Raw genomic sequence first — 15,878 nt, forward strand, 5'->3', positions numbered from 1 at the left:
TTTGGGACACTTGGCGGGCCTGTTCAAAAGCCATTCAGGCAAGCCCTAGAATCGCCGCCATGAACAAGCCAGACGCCCATAGCGGCACAGATCACCGCCCCCTGCTGGTCCTCAAAGTGGGGCATACACATGAGGCCATTCGCCAGAGACTCGGTGATTTTGATGACTGGATCTCGGCGGGGTTGCGCGAGGGTGGGGCGGCCAACCTGTTGACGGTGGATCCGCGAGCCGGCGAAGCCTTGCCCGAGCCCGATGCGGTGGCCGGTGTCGTGATCACCGGCTCCCACGCCATGGTGTCTGACCGCGAGCCCTGGAGCGAGGCCCTGCTGCCCTGGTTGAGGCGCGCGGTCGGGTGCCAGACGCCGTTGTTGGGTATCTGTTATGGCCACCAGTTGTTGGCCCATGCGCTGGGTGGTGAGGTGGCTCACCATCCGGAAGGCGTGGAGATCGGCACGGTCAGCGTTTGGCGCAATGAAGCGAGCGTGTCGGACGCGCTGCTGGAGGACCTGCCCATGGTGTTTGATGCCCAGGCAACGCACTGGCAATCGGTGCGCAGGTTGCCACCAGGCGCCGTTTTGCTGGCGGGCAATGCGTTCGAGCCGCACCATGTTTTTCGTGTCGGGGCCAGCGCCTGGGGTGTGCAGTTTCACCCGGAGTTTTCAGACCAGGCCTTGCGGGCCTACCTGGATGGTCTGGGTCCCACGCTGGCCAAAGAAGGCAAGGACGCCCAAGCCATCGCCGCAGCGCTCAAACCCACGCCACAGGCCGCATCGCTGCTGCCCAAATTCGCGCGTCTGGCCTTGGCCGGGCAGGTCGGTGGTCGGGTCCGTCAGGACGTCATGGCGCTGGCGCAATGATGTGATGCCAGGGGTGCCAATACACTGGCTGGATTTGCAACCGGTTTCCCATTAGCACGCCATGAAAAAATCTGCCCCTGCAACCGAGCAGCGTGAGTTGCGCGTCACCATCGACGATGTGGCGCGGGTGGCTGGCGTCTCCAAAGCCACCGTTTCACGCTTTCTGAACCACCGCACGACGCGGCTATCGCCGGAAATTGCCCTGAGAGTTGAGAAGGCGGTGGCCGACCTGGCCTATATGCCCAGCCCCATGGCACAGGCCCTCAAACGGGGGCGGTCACGCCTGATCGGACTGGTGGTGGCCGACATCACCAACCCGTTCTCGGTAGCGGTTTTGCGGGGGGCTGAAGACGCCGCCCAAAAGGCCGGGTACCTGGTGATGCTGTTCAACCTGGGCAACGCCGGTGAGCGCGAGCGTGAAGGCATTGAGGCGCTGGCCTCTTACCAGGTTGAAGGCTTCATCTTGAACACGCTCGGGGCCGACTCCTCGGTGGCCCGCGAGCTGAGCCGACATGGCAAGCCTGCGGTGCTGGTGGACCGCAGGCTCATGGGCATGCAGGCCGATTTTGTATCGCTGGACAACACCGATGCGGTTCGCCAGGCCGTGACCCACCTGGTGGGCAACGGCTGGAGCGAATTTTTGTATGTCACCGAACCGGTAGCCGGTGTCAGCCCCCGGGTCGAACGCGCAGCAGCATTCCGCACGGCTGCTGCCGAACATGCCCGTGACATGGGTGGATCCCTGGTTTTTGAGGCGGCGGAGGGCGATGATGCCGCGCTGGATCAGGCGTTGCTCGATCTGAAGCGCCGCGCCGGCAAGAAACCCAAAGCGGTCTTGGCCAGCAACGCGCGCACCACGCTGCGGGTCGCCGAGTCGGTGGCGCGGTTGGGCTGGGTGCTGGGGCGCGATGTGGGTTTCGTCGGAATCGACGAAACGCCTTGGGCCTCTTTGGTCGGCCCCGGACTGACCACCATCGAGCAACCCACGGACGACATCGGCCGACTCGCTGTGGGATGCCTGCTGGAGCGCATTCAGGGCCAGGATTTGCCACCCCGGCAGGTATTGCTGACGGGGCGGCTGGTCGCCAGGGCGTCCTCGCAACCGCCGGCGCGGTGACCCGTTCCGGCTGACGGCGGGCACATTTTTACAAACCTAGGGTAAACACCAGTCGCAATTGGAAACCGGTTTCACACTTCAGCGATCACCGTGAATTACACCTTCCAGTTTTCAGATGTACTTGCCGCCTGGCCCTTGTTGCTCAAGGGTACGTGGATCACCGTGCAGCTGTCGCTGGTGGCCACGGTGCTGGGCCTGGTGGTTGCGATCTTCTGTGCCTGGGCCAAGACCTCGGGCCCCAAGCCCTTGCGCTGGCTGGTTCAGGTCTATATCGAGCTCATCAGGAACACGCCTTTTCTGGTGCAGCTGTTTTTCTTCTTCTTTGCCCTGCCTGCCATCGGCCTGCGCTGGTCGCCTTACACGGCGGCGCTGACGGCGATGGTGGTCAACCTGGGCGCCTACGCCACCGAGATCATCCGTGCCGGCATCGAGTCCATACCGAAAGGCCAGATCGAAGCGGGCCTGGCCCTGAGCCTGAAGCCGCATCAGGTCTTTCGCCTGATCATTCTGAAGCCTGCCCTGCGCGCCATCTTTCCCGCCCTGAGCAGCCAGTTCATCTTGTTGATGCTGAGCTCGGCAGTGGTGTCCGTGATCTCGGCCGATGACCTCACTTCGGTGGCGGCCAACCTGCAATCGCAGACGTTTCGCAGCTTTGAGATCTACATCGTGGTGACCCTGATCTACCTCACGCTGGCTCTGCTGTTTTCGGGGCTGTTCCGCCTCATTCAGCGCCGGGCGCTGTCGTATCCCGACCGTCGCTGAACCAGGAGCCCAACATGCGCACATTCGGCATTCAAGATATCTGGTTCATTCTGCAGGCCGCACAGTGGACGATCGGCCTGTCCCTGATCGCCTTCGTGGGCGGCGCCATTGGTGGGCTTGTCGTGGCCCTGGCACGCACGTCGGAAAGCCTGGTTGCCACGCGTCTGGCGACCACCTTCATTCAGATTTTTCAGGGAACGCCGCTGCTGATGCAGCTCTTTCTGGTGTTTTTTGGCGCACCCGTGTTGGGCTTTGAGGTCAGCGCCTGGGTCGCAGCCGGCATCGCACTGGTCCTGAACACCAGCGCCTTTCTGGGCGAAATCTGGCGCGGCTCGATCCAGGCTGTGCCGCGCGGGCAATGGGAGGCCGCCGAGGCGCTCGGCCTGGGCTACGGCGCTCGAATGCGCCTGGTGGTTTTGCCGCAGGCCTGGAAGATCGCTTTACCGCCCACCGTGGGCTACATGGTGCAAGTGATCAAAGGCACTTCGCTGGCCGCGATCATCGGTTTCACCGAGATCACCCGCGCCGGCCAAATCATCAACAACGCCACCTTCCAGCCGCTGATCGTCTTCAGCGTGGTGGGGGCAACCTATTTCGCGCTGTGCTGGCCACTGTCCTTCTGGGCCGGGCGCATCGAGAAACGCAGCGCGGCATTGCAGGCGCGCTGAATCAACCCACCCAACCGAAACCCGGAGACACGAACATGACCCGCTTCAATCGCCGCAACCTCATTGCCACCACCGCTGCCGTCGCATGCAGCACATTGCTCGCTGCCTGGGCGCCCACTGCCATGGCCCAGTCCGTCGCCGACATCAAAAAGAAGGGGTCGATCACGATCGGCATGCTGGTTGACTTCCCTCCTTATGGCACGGTCGATGCATCAAACCAGCCCGACGGCTACGACGCAGACGTGGCCAGGCTGTTGGCCAAGGACCTCGGCGTGACGCTCAACCTGATCCCGGTAACCGGCCCCAACCGCATCCCATTTCTGCTGACCAACAAAGTTGATGTGTTGGTGGCTTCACTGGCCGTCACCCCCGAGCGTGCCAAGCAAGTGCAATTCTCCCGCCCCTATTCGGCAGCGACCATCGTGCTCTACGGCGACAAAAAGAAGTCCATCAAAGCACCCGCAGATCTCAAGGGCGTGCGCGTTGCTGTGGCCCGGGCCAGCACGCAAGACACGGCTTTGACGGCCATGGCGCCGGAAGGCACCGAGATCCGCCGCTTTGACGACGATGCTTCCGCCATGCAGGCCCTGATGTCCGGGCAGGTCGATGCCATTGGCTGTTCCACCACGGTGGCCGCACAGATTGCCAAGCGCGTCGGTGACGCCTATGAAAACAAGCTGGTGCTCAAGCAGCAGTTCATGGCAGTCGCCATGCGACAGGCACAGCCTGAACTGGAGACCGCCATGAACGAGTTTGTGGCCAAGAACACCGCCAATGGCGAGCTGAACAAGCTCTACAAGAAGTGGTTGGGGGCCGATCTGCCCACCATGCCGGCCAACTGATTCCACGCACGCAAACCCGGAGGCCCCATGAGCACTGAGCCCATCATCCGCATCGAAAAGGTCAACAAATGGTACGGTCAGTTTCAGGTGCTGACCGACGTCGACCTGACCGTTCGACCCGGTGAGCGCATTGTGATCTGCGGGCCTTCAGGGTCGGGAAAGTCGACCTTGATCCGTTGCATCAACCACCTGGAAAAGGTGCAAAAGGGGCGGATTGTCGTCGATGGCATCGACCTCACGAGCCACCAGCGCCACAACATCGAAGCCGTGCGCCGAGAGGTGGGCATGGTGTTTCAGCAGTTCAACCTGTTCCCCCACCTCACGGTGTTGCAGAACTGCATGCTGGCACCGATGAACACGCGTGGCACGGGTGAATCAGAGGCCAGGGCCGCAGCCATGAAGTACCTGGAGAGGGTGCGTATTCCCGACCAGGCCAACAAGTACCCGAGTCAGCTGTCTGGCGGTCAACAGCAACGGGTGGCGATCGCACGAGCACTGTGCATGAATCCGAAAGTGATGCTGTTTGACGAGCCCACATCGGCGCTGGACCCGGAGATGGTCAAAGAGGTGCTGGACACCATGATTGGCCTTGCCGAAGACGGCATGACCATGTTGTGCGTGACGCACGAGATGGGCTTTGCGCGCAGCGTGGCCGATCGGGTGATCTTCATGGCCGATGGACGCATCCTGGAAGAGGCCCCGCCGCAGCAGTTCTTTGCGCAGCCCGAACACCCCAAGTTGCAGGCCTTCCTGGGCCAGATTCTGAGCTCACACGATCAGGCCGCGCACGCCTGAGCAGAAATGAACACCATTCTGATTTCCTTGTCTTCGTTCGGGGCCGCGGAAGTAGGTCGCCATGGCCAACTCTGGTTTGCACGGCTGGCGCAGCAAGCGGGGGCCGATGGCTTTGAGGTGCGCGGAGAACTGATGCGGGATGGCGAGGCCGAGCTGGTGGCCATTGCCGCAGCCTTGCCCGACATGGAGCGCGTGTACTCAAGCCCTGACGGGCTCTGGGACGTTGATGGCCATCTGGACCACACCGCGCTCGAGCGCGGACTGTCTGCCGCGCGCGCGCTGGGTTCATCAAGGTTGAAGATGTCGATCGGGGGTTACCGCGCTGACGCTGTGACGAGCCTGCCAGTGTTGGGCCAGTGGATCGAAAGGGCCGGCATTGAGCTCGTCATTGAAAACGACCAGACCGAATCGGCTGGCACGCTGAACGCGTTGGTTCGGTTTTTTGAAGCGGCAGATGCCCGGGGGTTGAAGCTCGGCATGACCTTTGATATCGGGAACTGGCACTGGGTGGGGGAATGCCCTTTGCAGGCCGCCGCGACGTTGGCAAGCCGCGTTTGTTATGTGCACTGCAAAGGGGTTCAACGCCTGCCGAACCGCTGGGTGGCGGTGCCATTGGGCGAGTCGGCAGCACCCTGGCGCGCCATCTTGCGTACCCAGCCCGCGAACCGGTCCTGGGCAATCGAGTATCCGCTGGTGGGTGACGACCTGTTGGCGGTGACGCAACGCGAGGTGGCGCAATTGCGCAGCGTCGCAGGGAGCATGGCATGAGTCTGGACGTGATCACCTTCGGCGAGGCCATGTTGTTGCTGGTGGCCGACCGTCCCGGTCCGCTGGAGGACGCAGAGTCCTTTGGCAAGCGCACCGCCGGCGCGGAGACCAACGCCGCCATCGGGCTTTCCCGCCTCGGCCTGAAAGTGGGCTGGGCCAGCCGGGTGGGCGCTGACGCCATGGGCCGCTACCTGATACGGGTCATGCAGGACGAGGGGATCGATTGCTCCCATGTGGTCGCCGACCCGGGCCAGCGCACCGGCATTCAAATCAAAGGGCGGGTGGAGGGCGGCGGAGATCCCCCCACCGAGTACTACCGCAAAGGCTCGGCGGCCAGCCTGTTTCAACCCGAGCACATCGATGTGCCCTGGCTGACGTCGGCGCGCCATCTGCACACCACTGGCGTATTTTCGGCCGTGTCGGACAGTTGTCTGGCCACCGTGCAGCGCAGCATGGCACTCATGCGCGAGGCCGGGAAAACGGTGTCTTTTGACACCAACCTTCGTCCCACGCTGTGGTCGTCTCCCGAGCGCATGCGCGAAGTGGTCAATGCCTTGGCGGGCATGGCCGACTGGGTGTTGCCCGGCATCGAAGAGGGCCAGATACTGACCGGCGAGTCTTCGGCAGAAGGCATCGCGGCTTTCTACCGGGCGCAGGGCGCCAGACTGGTGGTCGTCAAGCTCGGCCCGCAAGGGGCCTACTACGACGGCGAAGCCGGTTGCGGCCACGTGCCCGGATGTCCCGTGGCCCAGGTGGTGGACACCGTGGGCGCGGGTGACGGCTTCGCAGCAGGTGTCATCAGCGGCTTGCTTGACGGGCTCCCGGTTCCCGATGCGGTCAGGCGGGGCGCCTGGATCGGTGCGCGGGCTGTGCAAGTATTGGGCGACAGCGAAGGTTTTCCCACCCGCGCCGAACTGGAGGCCGCAGCCCTATGACCCGCAAGAATGTTTTGGTATTTCGTGAACTGCCCGATGACCAGATGGCGCGGCTGCGTGCGGCGCACGAAGTCACCGTCGCCAACCCCAAACGTGCCGATCAGCGAAAAGCATTTGATGCCGCCCTGCCGACGGCCCATGGTTTGATCGGTGCCAGTTATTCCATTGACGAGACCGTGCTCGCCCGGGCCCCACGACTGGAGGCGGTGTCCAGCATTTCGGTGGGCGTGGACAACTACGACCTGCCTGCGTTGCGACAACGCGGCATCGTGTTGACGCACACACCAGGCGTGCTGACAGAGACCACCGCAGACACCCTGTTCGCATTGCTCATCGCCAGCAGCCGCCGCATCGTCGAGCTGGCCAACCATGTGCGCGATGGGCAGTGGACCCACAACATCGATGAGTCGCTGTTTGGCTGGGATGTGCACGGCAAGACCGTGGGCATTCTCGGGTTTGGCCGCATCGGCCAGGCCGTGGCCCGGCGCGCCGCACTGGGCTTTGGCATGCCTGTGCTGTACCACCATCGGCGCGAAGTGGAGTGCCCGGGGCTGGAAGGCCACGTCAAAGCGGTGAGCATGGAGGCGCTGCTGGCGGAGTCGGACTTCATCGTCCTGGCCTTGCCGCTGACCGAGGAAACCCGCGGGTTGATGAACGCTTCCCGGTTCGCTGCGATGAAGCGTGGTGCGATTTTGATCAATGGTTCGCGCGGCGCTGTGGTGGACGAGGAGGCGCTGCTGGCCGCGCTGGACCACGGGCATCTGCGCGCCGCGGGGCTGGACGTGTTCGCCGTTGAGCCTTTGCCCCAGGCATCACCACTGCGCAGGCATCCCCGCGTGACGGCATTGCCCCACATCGGTTCGGCCACCCACGAGACCCGGTATGCCATGGCCGTGCTGGCGACCGACAACCTGTTGCAAGAGTTGGCGGGCGAGCGGTCGGAATGCCGGGTCCCTTGAGCGATTGACAACATGCGAACCGTTTTCGACCTGTGAGCCCGCAGGGTTGCGCCGTCCAGGACGGCGCCTCCTGCCTCAAACGGTCATTTCCGCAATCTGCGTGATTTGCTCGCGCGCAGCCGTGAGCGCGGCGGCCTTGGGCGCTTCGCCCATCGCCAAGCCTTCGGCGCGCACGATGCGCACATCAGAGATGCCGAAGAAGCCGAAGATCACCTTGAGGTAGCTTTCCTGGTGTTCCATGGCCTGACCGCCTTCGCTGGTGGAGTAGGCGCCGCCGCGCGTCGAAGCCACGATCACCGTCTTGCCACCAGCCAGGCCAACCGGTCCCTGCTCGGTGTATTTGAAGGTGCGGCCAACCTGTGCCAGGCGGTCGATCCAGGCCTTGAGCTGGGTCGGAATGCTGAAGTTGTAAAACGGTGCGCCGATCACGATCACGTCGGCGGCCAGAAACTGCGCGACCAGACGCTCGGACACACCGTTCTCAAAACGCTGTGCCGCGGTTGGATCGGCTTGCGCGCCCACCTTGATGCCGAGCGCGTCGGCGCTGAAGTGGCTGGGCGCGTCGGTGGCCAGATCGAGGTATTCCACTGTGGTGTCGGGCTGCGTATCGAGCCAGTTTTGAACAATCTCGGCGGTCAATTGGCGCGAAGTGGAATGGGCGCCCAGGATGCTGGAGTCAACATGCAGAAGTTTCATGGTCAGGCTTTCAAAGGGGTAGGAAGTACAAAGGGTCCGTGTGTTTAAATTCTATAAATACAGATCAAATTTGATAAGTAGGCCAAAATAGACTTCTACGTTCCAAAAATAGGACGATCAATGCAAGACCTGAACGACATGCTCTTGTTTGCCGACGTCATCGAACACGGTGGCTTCGCTGCCGCAGGTCGCGCGGCCCAGCTGCCGAAGTCGAGGCTCTCCCGCCGGGTCGCACGCCTTGAAGCACAGCTGGGGGTTCAGTTGTTGCAGCGCAGCTCACGCAAGCTGTCTCTCACCGCTGCCGGCGAGAGCTTTCTGAAGCACTGCATCGAGATGCGGGTGGCCGCGCAAGCGGCGTTCGAAACCGTGGCTCAGGCGCAAAAGGAACCGCATGGCACGGTGCGCCTGAGTTGTCCCGTGACCCTGGCACAGGGTGGGGTGGCCGGGTTGATTCCCCGGTTTCTCATGCAATACCCACAGGTTCGCGTAGAGATGCGGGTTCTCAACCGGCCAGTGGACCCGGTCGAAGACGGGGTTGATTTGGCCCTGCGGGTTCGACATGTAATCGAGGACAGTGCGACGCTGGTGGCCAAGACGTTCGGCCACAGCCGGGGTGTGTTGGTGGCCGCGCCAGCGCTGCTGGCCCGGCAGGGCGGGCCGGTGAACGGGCCGGGCGATCTGGCCCGGCTGGACACGGTGGCCATGAACACGTCCGACCGCCGAGGGGGCTGGTCGTTCCAGGGGCCTGATGGCTCGCATTACATGCACACCCACGAACCCCGGTATGTGGCCGATGATTTGCTGGTTTTGGTGGAGGCTGCGGTGCTTGGTGTGGGCGCTGCCATGTTGCCGGACTTCATGTGCCGTGGGCATTTGGTGGCCGGCCGCCTGGTTCAACTGCTGCCCGAATGGACGCCACCGCCCCGCATCGTGCATGCGGTGTTTCCTGCCCGCAGGGCTCTGGTGCCTGCTGTGCGCCATTTGCTGGATTTTCTGGCGGAGCATCTGGTCGACGACGGTCTGCTTGTCGAGACCCGGAGCCCCTAAAAGCGCGCCAGAAGCCAATGCGGCGGAATCGGAATCGACTTGAGCAAACCCCCTTCCCGCCTGCTTGCCCGATCACCAAGGCCGGGCGGCGGGTTTTAAGTGAAGCCCATGCCCCGCGCCTCGCGCACCTCGGGCTTGATTCGGTGCTCTGCTTCCAGCTGGGCCAGAAACTCCGAAGGCTCCAGGGTTTCGCCCAGAATCTCGATCTGGCGTTTGACCGCCGCGTAGTCGCCAGGGCACAGCTGCTCCAGCTTGGCGAGCCGCTTGCCAAATCCTTCATCCAGCCGCGACGCGTCGCCTTCCAGCGCCTCCACCACGAACATGCGTTCGCGCTGCTCAGTGGTGAGCGGGTTGAAGCGGATCTTGAAGGTGAAGCGGCGCAGCGCGGCCTGATCGATGCTGTCCATCAGGTTGGTGGTGCAGATGAAGACGCCGTTGTGGCGCTCCATGCATTGCAGCATTTCGTTGACTTCGGTCACCTCGTAAGTGCGCTGGGCGCCGCGCCGGTCTTGCAAAAAACTGTCGGCCTCGTCGAGCAGAAGCACCGCCTTTTCTGCCTCCGCTTCTTTGAACATCGCGGCCATCTGCTGTTCGGTTTCGCCCACGAATTTGCTCACCAGATCGCTGGCGCGGCGAATCATCAAGGGACGGCCCAGGGTCTCGGCAATGTGCTCGGCCAGGGCGGTTTTGCCGGTACCGGGTGCGCCGTGGAAGCACAGCGCGCCGTGGCCTCGCGCTTTGAGGGCAGTCACAATGCGCGGCACGTCGTAACGGCTTTCGACATTGAGCATGTCCAGGCTGTACTGGGTCACGCTGGGGCGTTTCACCTCGTCGGGTTGGCGGCCCAGCGCGTGGTCGGCGTTTTTGAGCTGGCGCTCGATCAAGGCATCGATGTCCACGGGTTCAAGCACTTTTTTGCTGCGTCGCGACGCCGATTTGGCGGGAGCCGAGGCGAGCTGGGCAAAACGCAGCGCGGTGCGAATCTGCGCCGGTGTGAGTCCTTTGCGTTCGGTCAACCGGGCCACCAGCGCGTCGGAGACCGGCGCGCCTTCAAGCGTTTTGCGGATCAGTTGCTCGCGTGCGCCGGGCGGCGGGCTCTTGAGTTCGAGGTGGTAGGCGAAGCGGCGGCGAAAGGCCGGGTCGATCTGCTCGATGCGGTTGGTGACCCAGACGGTGGGGATGGCATTGGACTCCAGAATCTGGTTGACCCAGGCCTTGCCGCTCACGCTGCCGCTGCTGGGTGCGCTCACCTGCTCGGCACGGGCCATGAATTGCGCGGCTTCGCTGGAGATGGGCGGGAACACGTCTTCCACCTCATCGAACAGCAAAGCCGATTGAGCCGTGCCTTTCAAAAAAACCTGGGCAATCTGCAGTGAGCGGTAGCGGTCCCGGCCGCTCAAGGCATTGCCGTCGCGGTCGGCGTATTCGACTTCAAACAGCTCCAGTTTGGCCGCTGCCGCCACCACGCGTGCGAGTTCGGTCTTGCCGGTGCCCGGCGGGCCGTAGAGCAGGATATTGACGCCGGGTTCTTTGCGGGCCACGGCTTCACGCAGCAGAGCACAGAGCAACTGCACATCTTCCGATACGTAATTGAAATCTTTGATGGTGAGCGCCGAGAGCGTTGCCGGACGGGTGAAAACAGCCATCAGTTCACTCTGGCTGCTGTATTCCCGCATCAAGACCGGCGGCAGCTTTTCACTGACTTTCATCAGATCGGCGAGATCGGTGATGTTGTGTTCCGAGATCAGGTTTTCCACCATGCCGATGCGTTCCAGGCGCGAACCCGCACGCAGCGCCTCGCCGACTTCGCTGGCTTTCACGCCGGCCACTTCTGCGATGGCCGCGTAGGCTTCGGGCGCGTTGTTGACCTTGAACTCCACCAGAATTGAACGCAGGTCGCGCTGGTAGCGCGCCAGGGTGCCGTAGAGCAGGAGGGCGCGTTCGGCGCGGTTGAGCTGCAGCAGTCCGGCGAGGGCGTCGATGTTTTTCTCGACCAGCGTAGAGTGTTTCTTGAGCGACTGGCTGAGCCAGTCGCCGGTCACTGCGAGCACAGACAGCAGGTCTTTGGGAGACTCCTTGGCGTACTCGTCCAAATAGAAAAAGAGCGTGCCTTCTTCATAGGGGCCGCGCCAGATGCCATAGCGTTCCATGAACGCAGCGGTGGAAAGTTTTTCGCAGCCGGTCCACAGCTCGTTGTCCTTGCAGCGGCGGCCCAGAAATTCGCGCACCCTGCTGAGCACCGTCAAAGGCCACACCAGATGGCGCCCCGCCAGCGCCAGCAGGGTATTGAGGTCGCGGCGCACATTGAAGCGCGGCCCTTGCTTGGCTGCAAGACTCAAGACGAAGTGTGAACACATCAGGTCCAGAACGGGTGCTTGCCGCAGGCTGGGAGGAACAAACACGCGCGCATCGAGCACCGGCGAAGGGCGCGGTTCGTGGCCCACGCGAACTTCTGGCGCGGGCCGCGTCACAGGCCCAGAGGGCTGCAACAGGCGTTTGCTCATTCGACGACCTCCAGTCTTGACAACAGGGAATTTCTCCCGCAAAGAACGGCGTTGATGGCGCACCATACCCCAGCTTGATCGTGGATGGAAGCTGGAAATGGCCCGTGTTTTCCAGCGGTGTGCGCCTTTTCCCACACTTGCCGGGCAAGTGTCGGTGGCCGTTTCCGTGAGCATTGTTCTTCAGCGCCGGAAAACCGCTGAACAGCGCGTCACAATGTCGCCTATGTTGCAAATCACCGATATCGAAGCCGCTGCTGAACGCTTGATTGGCCAAGTGCTGGACACCCCGTGTGTGGAGTCTCGAACTTTGTCGCAGATGGTTGGCTGCCGTGTGTTTCTCAAGTTTGAAAATCTGCAGTACACCGCTTCATTCAAAGAACGTGGCGCCTGCAACAAGCTCACGCAGCTGACCGAGCAAGAGCGTGCGCGCGGCGTGGTGGCCATGAGCGCGGGCAATCACGCCCAGGGTGTGGCCTTCCACGCTCAGCGCCTGGGCTTGCGTGCCGTGATCGTGATGCCGCGGTTCACGCCTGGCGTGAAGGTGGAGCGCACCCGTGGTTTCGGCGCCGAGGTGGTTCTGCACGGCGATACGCTGGAAATCTCGCGGGCGCATGCCCGAGAACTCGCCGAGCGTGAGGGCCTGGTGTTCGTGCATCCCTATGACGACGAAGCCATTGTGGCGGGGCAGGGCACGGTGGCGCTGGAAATGCTGCGCGCACAACCCGATCTCGACACCCTGGTGATCGCCATTGGCGGGGGTGGGTTGATTGGCGGCATGGCCACGGCAGCCAAAGCGATCAAGCCGGGCATCCGGGTGGTTGGCGTGCAGACCGCGCGGTTCCCTGCCATGTACAACGCGATCAAGGGCACCGAACTGCCGCAAGGTACCAGCACCATCGCCGAGGGTATCGCGGTGGGCACGCCAGGCGTGATCACCGAAGCCATCATTCGTGAACGGGTGGATGAGATGCTGCTGGTTGATGAAGGTGACATCGAGCAAGCCATCGTGATGCTGCTGGAAATCGAAAAGACCCTGGTGGAGGGCGCTGGTGCCGCTGGACTCGCGGCCTTGATCAAACATCCCGAGCGGTTCAAGGGGCAGAACGTGGGGCTGGTGCTTTCCGGCGGCAATATCGATCCATTGCTGCTGGCCTCGATCATCGAGCGCGGCATGGTGCGTGCAGGCCGCCTGGCGCGCATACAGGTCAACTCACGCGACGTGCCTGGCAACCTCGCGCGCATCACGGCCATCGTGGCCGAAGCCGGCGCCAATATCGATGAGGTGCATCACCAGCGGGCGTTCACTTTGCTGGCCGCTCAGAACGTGGCCATCGAATTGGTCTTGCAGACACGCGGTCGGGAGCATGTGGCGGAAGTGATCCGGATGTTGCAGGCGCAAGGGTTTGAGGCGGCCCTGACGTAAGGCCGCAAGCCGCGAGCAACGCAGCGTCGAGAAGACAGCGCTGTCCAAGCCCGTTCAATTTCAATATGGGGTCTGGTGAGGGCGCGGTCGCTCTCGCTGGCTGATGCTCTCCCGCCCATGGGCCTTGACGCATGGCCAGCGGCACGTTTCCACGCTTGAGGCCATCTGGCCGCACCGCCTGGGCTCGTCTGGTCTCCTTGCGGGTGGTACATCTGCCGATATCTTGCTGCTTTTGTGTGCGATTCGTTCGCATTCGCCATCAAGTTCCCAAAATGACGTAGCTAAAAGTTGACGGGGTGGGCCACGCCTTGCATGATGGCCATTGTTTGAACGTTGAATGGAGAAAAATCATGAATATGTCCGCCTTGTGGGCTTCCCTGCAAAACAACATGGGGAACCACATTCCCCAACTGCTGGGCGCGCTCGCCATTTTTGTCGGGGGCTGGTTCGTGGCCGTGCTGGTGCGAGCCGCTGTTCGCAAGAGTCTGGGGTATGCCGGGGTCAACCAGCGCCTGGGCAAATTGACGGGCAACGGTGTTGACGTGGAGGGCGCCGTGGGACTGGGCGCTTTCTGGACGGTGATTTTGCTGACCCTGGTGGCGGGGTTCAACTCCCTTGACCTGGCCATGGTATCCGGGCCATTCAGCGCCCTCCTGACGCAGATTTTTGAGTTCGCGCCACGCTTGCTGGCCGGCTTGGTGTTGGCACTGGTGGCCTGGCTGGTGGCCACCATCGTTCGCACGGTGGCTCAAAAAATGCTCGACAAGACATCGCTGGATGAAAAACTGTCCGAGCACGCCGACATGTCGCCGATGGGCCAGAGCCTGGCCGGTGCCTTGTTCTGGCTGGTCATCTTGCTGTTCCTGCCGGCCATCCTCGGCGCGCTCGAAATGCGCGGCATGCTGGAGCCGCTGAGCGTCATGGTGACCAAATCGCTGGATATGCTGCCCAATGTGGTCGCCGCCGTGGTGATTGGTGGCATCGGCTGGATCGTGGCAACGGTGCTGCGCAATCTGGTGACCAACCTGAGCCGCACAGCGGGGGTGGACAGCGTTGGTGCCAAAGCGGGATTGACCGATTCGGTGAAGATTTCCGGGGTGCTGGGTCTGCTGGTGTTTGTGTCGGTTTTTCTGCCGTCACTGATCGCTGCGCTGGATGCCTTGAAGATCGAAGCCATTTCCAGGCCTGCGACCGACATGTTGTCCATGCTCATGGATGGTGTGCCCCACGTGATTGCGGCCGCCCTGATCCTGGTGATCACCTGGATGGTGGCTTCATTCGCCTCCAAGCTGTTTGCCAGCCTGTTGGCCACATTGGGCTTTGACACCTTGCCTGGCCGTATTGGTCTGGCGCAAGCGTTCGAGAAGACCAGCGCGTCCACCTTTGTGGGCAATGTCGTGATGTTCTTCGCCATGTTGTTTGCTTCGGTGGAAGCGGCTTCCCAGCTCGGTTTCACGCAAGTCAGCGATGTCGTCACCCAGTTCATCACCTTCGGTGGCGACGTGTTGCTGGGCGGTGCGATTCTGGTCATTGGTTTCTGGCTGGCCAACGTGGCCTACACCGCCATCGACCGTGCCAGTGGCGCCAACACCCAGGGTTTGGCCCGCATTGCGCGCTTCGCCATTCTCGCGTTGGTGCTGGCGATGGGCTTGCGTGCCATGGGCATTGCCGATGACATCGTGAATCTGGCCTTTGGCTTGACGCTGGGTGCCGTGGCTGTGGCAGTAGCCTTGTCATTTGGCCTGGGTGGCCGCGAAGCCGCCGGCAAGCTGATGGAGCACTGGCTCTCGAAGTTCCGCAAAAACGACTGAGCCCGGGCGCACGATCCCGTCTGAACCCATGAGCGAACCAAGCGCCTTGATCGATGCCACCGTATTGACGGCAGCTCTTCGCGAATGGTTTGCGCCCTGGGTTCAGGCGCTCGGGCTGCGGGTGGAGTCGTGTGAGGATGGTGCGGTCACCCTGCGCCTTCCCCGGGATCCGGCGCTGTGCCGCATCGGCGGCATGGTTTGCGGCCAGGCCCTGATGGCCGCTGCCGATACCGCGATGGTGCTCGCGGTGGTGACCCGGCTGGGGAACCGGCAACCCATGAGTACCGTGCAGCTCAACACCAGCTTTCTCAAGCCGCTGGTCAATCAGGATGCCTTGGTCACGGCGCGCGTGATACGGGCGGGCAAGAGCCTGGTGTTTGGAGAAATCGATATCACCGCAGCCCAGGACGGCAAGAGCGTTTGCCGGGCCAGCACGACCTATGCGTTGCAGTAAGGCGCAGCTTGTGTTGGTGTTTCATTGCGCAGCGCTTAGAATCGACGTTGATATTTGTCAAAATTTCCCGGAGTGACCATGTCCCACGCCCCCAAAGAGAATCACAGCGACGAACCCCAAGATGTGGTCGAGTCCATTGTTCCCATGATGCCCATCGTGTTGCCGGTTGCAGGCGCCGTCTTGATTTTCTTGTTGGCGTTCATCGCGGTGTTCATGGCCTGACCGCAGTTTTTTCTGGAA

At 62.4% G+C, this 15,878-nt stretch carries 16 protein-coding genes; 14 read left to right on the forward strand and 2 right to left on the reverse strand.

The window, feature by feature from the left end; genetic code table 11:
* Positions 1-59 precede the first annotated feature (59 nt).
* From LPB072_RS01320 to LPB072_RS01360, 9 genes are all read left to right on the forward strand, one after another.
* Positions 60-857 (forward strand): glutamine amidotransferase, encoded by a 798-nt coding sequence (locus tag LPB072_RS01320; RefSeq protein ID WP_066095115.1) that lies wholly within the window; start codon positions 60-62, stop codon positions 855-857.
* Positions 858-918: 61 nt separating this feature from the next.
* The gene (locus LPB072_RS01325) at positions 919-1,974 is read left to right on the forward strand and encodes a LacI family DNA-binding transcriptional regulator (RefSeq protein ID WP_066095118.1); all 1,056 of its coding nucleotides are present in this window, start codon (positions 919-921) and stop codon (positions 1,972-1,974) included.
* A 90-nt stretch (positions 1,975-2,064) separates the two neighbouring features.
* Positions 2,065-2,736: an amino acid ABC transporter permease gene (locus tag LPB072_RS01330; protein WP_066095120.1), complete on the forward strand. Its 672-nt coding sequence runs from the start codon at positions 2,065-2,067 to the stop codon at positions 2,734-2,736.
* A gap of 14 nt (positions 2,737-2,750) precedes the next feature.
* On the forward strand, positions 2,751-3,404 hold the full coding sequence (locus LPB072_RS01335) for an amino acid ABC transporter permease (protein ID WP_066095123.1): 654 nt from the start codon (positions 2,751-2,753) through the stop codon (positions 3,402-3,404).
* A gap of 35 nt (positions 3,405-3,439) precedes the next feature.
* The gene (locus LPB072_RS01340; protein ID WP_066095126.1) at positions 3,440-4,246 is read left to right on the forward strand and encodes a transporter substrate-binding domain-containing protein; all 807 of its coding nucleotides are present in this window, start codon (positions 3,440-3,442) and stop codon (positions 4,244-4,246) included.
* Positions 4,247-4,273: 27 nt separating this feature from the next.
* Positions 4,274-5,041, forward strand: coding sequence for an amino acid ABC transporter ATP-binding protein (locus LPB072_RS01345; RefSeq protein WP_066095128.1), 768 nt, complete (start codon positions 4,274-4,276; stop codon positions 5,039-5,041).
* A 6-nt stretch (positions 5,042-5,047) separates the two neighbouring features.
* Positions 5,048-5,809, forward strand: a complete 762-nt coding sequence (locus LPB072_RS01350; RefSeq protein ID WP_066095131.1) for a sugar phosphate isomerase/epimerase family protein — start codon at positions 5,048-5,050, stop codon at positions 5,807-5,809.
* On the forward strand, positions 5,806-6,744 hold the full coding sequence (locus LPB072_RS01355; RefSeq protein ID WP_066095134.1) for a sugar kinase: 939 nt from the start codon (positions 5,806-5,808) through the stop codon (positions 6,742-6,744). The genes LPB072_RS01350 and LPB072_RS01355 overlap by 4 nt, the downstream gene beginning before the upstream one ends.
* A complete protein-coding gene (locus LPB072_RS01360) occupies positions 6,741-7,703 on the forward strand; it encodes a 2-hydroxyacid dehydrogenase (RefSeq protein ID WP_066095137.1) in 963 nt (320 codons plus the stop codon). Before LPB072_RS01355 ends, LPB072_RS01360 begins: the two co-directional genes overlap by 4 nt.
* A gap of 75 nt (positions 7,704-7,778) precedes the next feature.
* On the opposite strand, the gene LPB072_RS01365 is transcribed toward LPB072_RS01360, so the two are convergent.
* The gene (locus tag LPB072_RS01365; RefSeq protein ID WP_066095140.1) at positions 7,779-8,399 is read right to left on the reverse strand and encodes an FMN-dependent NADH-azoreductase; all 621 of its coding nucleotides are present in this window, start codon (positions 8,397-8,399) and stop codon (positions 7,779-7,781) included.
* 120 nt (positions 8,400-8,519) lie between these two features.
* Here LPB072_RS01365 and LPB072_RS01370 point away from each other — a divergent pair, with 120 nt between their 5' ends.
* Positions 8,520-9,446, forward strand: coding sequence for a LysR substrate-binding domain-containing protein (locus LPB072_RS01370; RefSeq protein WP_066095142.1), 927 nt, complete (start codon positions 8,520-8,522; stop codon positions 9,444-9,446).
* 95 nt (positions 9,447-9,541) lie between these two features.
* On the opposite strand, the gene LPB072_RS01375 is transcribed toward LPB072_RS01370, so the two are convergent.
* Positions 9,542-11,950 (reverse strand): ATP-binding protein, encoded by a 2,409-nt coding sequence (locus LPB072_RS01375; RefSeq protein ID WP_082877127.1) that lies wholly within the window; start codon positions 11,948-11,950, stop codon positions 9,542-9,544.
* Between the two features lie 223 nt (positions 11,951-12,173).
* On the opposite strand from LPB072_RS01375, the gene LPB072_RS01380 reads away from it, so the two are divergent.
* The 4 genes from LPB072_RS01380 to LPB072_RS23630 all read left to right on the forward strand — a co-directional run bounded on the left by LPB072_RS01380 (position 12,174) and on the right by LPB072_RS23630 (position 15,860).
* A complete protein-coding gene (locus LPB072_RS01380) occupies positions 12,174-13,373 on the forward strand; it encodes a threonine ammonia-lyase (protein ID WP_066095451.1) in 1,200 nt (399 codons plus the stop codon).
* Positions 13,374-13,723: 350 nt separating this feature from the next.
* Positions 13,724-15,184 carry a mechanosensitive ion channel gene (locus LPB072_RS01385; protein WP_066095145.1) on the forward strand — a complete coding sequence of 487 codons (1,461 nt, stop codon included), beginning with the start codon at positions 13,724-13,726 and terminating at the stop codon, positions 15,182-15,184.
* Positions 15,185-15,212: 28 nt separating this feature from the next.
* Positions 15,213-15,638, forward strand: coding sequence for a PaaI family thioesterase (locus LPB072_RS01390; RefSeq protein ID WP_082877128.1), 426 nt, complete (start codon positions 15,213-15,215; stop codon positions 15,636-15,638).
* A 78-nt stretch (positions 15,639-15,716) separates the two neighbouring features.
* Positions 15,717-15,860 carry a hypothetical protein gene (locus LPB072_RS23630; RefSeq protein WP_197508890.1) on the forward strand — a complete coding sequence of 48 codons (144 nt, stop codon included), beginning with the start codon at positions 15,717-15,719 and terminating at the stop codon, positions 15,858-15,860.
* Positions 15,861-15,878 lie beyond the last annotated feature (18 nt).

It is taken from the genome of Hydrogenophaga crassostreae (genome assembly GCF_001761385.1).
Lineage (GTDB): Bacteria > Pseudomonadota > Gammaproteobacteria > Burkholderiales > Burkholderiaceae_C > Hydrogenophaga > Hydrogenophaga crassostreae.

What these genes read in the sequence shown, in the direction of transcription:
- LPB072_RS01385 (WP_066095145.1), top strand. Translation starts at nt 13,724, where the DNA reads ATGAATATGTCCGCCTTGTGGGCTTCCCTGCAAAACAACATGGGGAAC.
- LPB072_RS01355 (WP_066095134.1), top strand. Translation starts at nt 5,806, where the DNA reads ATGAGTCTGGACGTGATCACCTTCGGCGAGGCCATGTTGTTGCTGGTG.
- LPB072_RS01375 (WP_082877127.1), bottom strand. Translation starts at nt 11,950, where the DNA reads ATGAGCAAACGCCTGTTGCAGCCCTCTGGGCCTGTGACGCGGCCCGCG.
- LPB072_RS23630 (WP_197508890.1), top strand. Translation starts at nt 15,717, where the DNA reads ATGTCCCACGCCCCCAAAGAGAATCACAGCGACGAACCCCAAGATGTG.
- LPB072_RS01340 (WP_066095126.1), top strand. Translation starts at nt 3,440, where the DNA reads ATGACCCGCTTCAATCGCCGCAACCTCATTGCCACCACCGCTGCCGTC.
- LPB072_RS01370 (WP_066095142.1), top strand. Translation starts at nt 8,520, where the DNA reads ATGCAAGACCTGAACGACATGCTCTTGTTTGCCGACGTCATCGAACAC.
- LPB072_RS01380 (WP_066095451.1), top strand. Translation starts at nt 12,174, where the DNA reads ATGTTGCAAATCACCGATATCGAAGCCGCTGCTGAACGCTTGATTGGC.
- LPB072_RS01390 (WP_082877128.1), top strand. Translation starts at nt 15,213, where the DNA reads ATGAGCGAACCAAGCGCCTTGATCGATGCCACCGTATTGACGGCAGCT.
- LPB072_RS01360 (WP_066095137.1), top strand. Translation starts at nt 6,741, where the DNA reads ATGACCCGCAAGAATGTTTTGGTATTTCGTGAACTGCCCGATGACCAG.
- LPB072_RS01320 (WP_066095115.1), top strand. Translation starts at nt 60, where the DNA reads ATGAACAAGCCAGACGCCCATAGCGGCACAGATCACCGCCCCCTGCTG.
- LPB072_RS01345 (WP_066095128.1), top strand. Translation starts at nt 4,274, where the DNA reads ATGAGCACTGAGCCCATCATCCGCATCGAAAAGGTCAACAAATGGTAC.
- LPB072_RS01350 (WP_066095131.1), top strand. Translation starts at nt 5,048, where the DNA reads ATGAACACCATTCTGATTTCCTTGTCTTCGTTCGGGGCCGCGGAAGTA.
- LPB072_RS01325 (WP_066095118.1), top strand. Translation starts at nt 919, where the DNA reads ATGAAAAAATCTGCCCCTGCAACCGAGCAGCGTGAGTTGCGCGTCACC.
- LPB072_RS01335 (WP_066095123.1), top strand. Translation starts at nt 2,751, where the DNA reads ATGCGCACATTCGGCATTCAAGATATCTGGTTCATTCTGCAGGCCGCA.
- LPB072_RS01365 (WP_066095140.1), bottom strand. Translation starts at nt 8,399, where the DNA reads ATGAAACTTCTGCATGTTGACTCCAGCATCCTGGGCGCCCATTCCACT.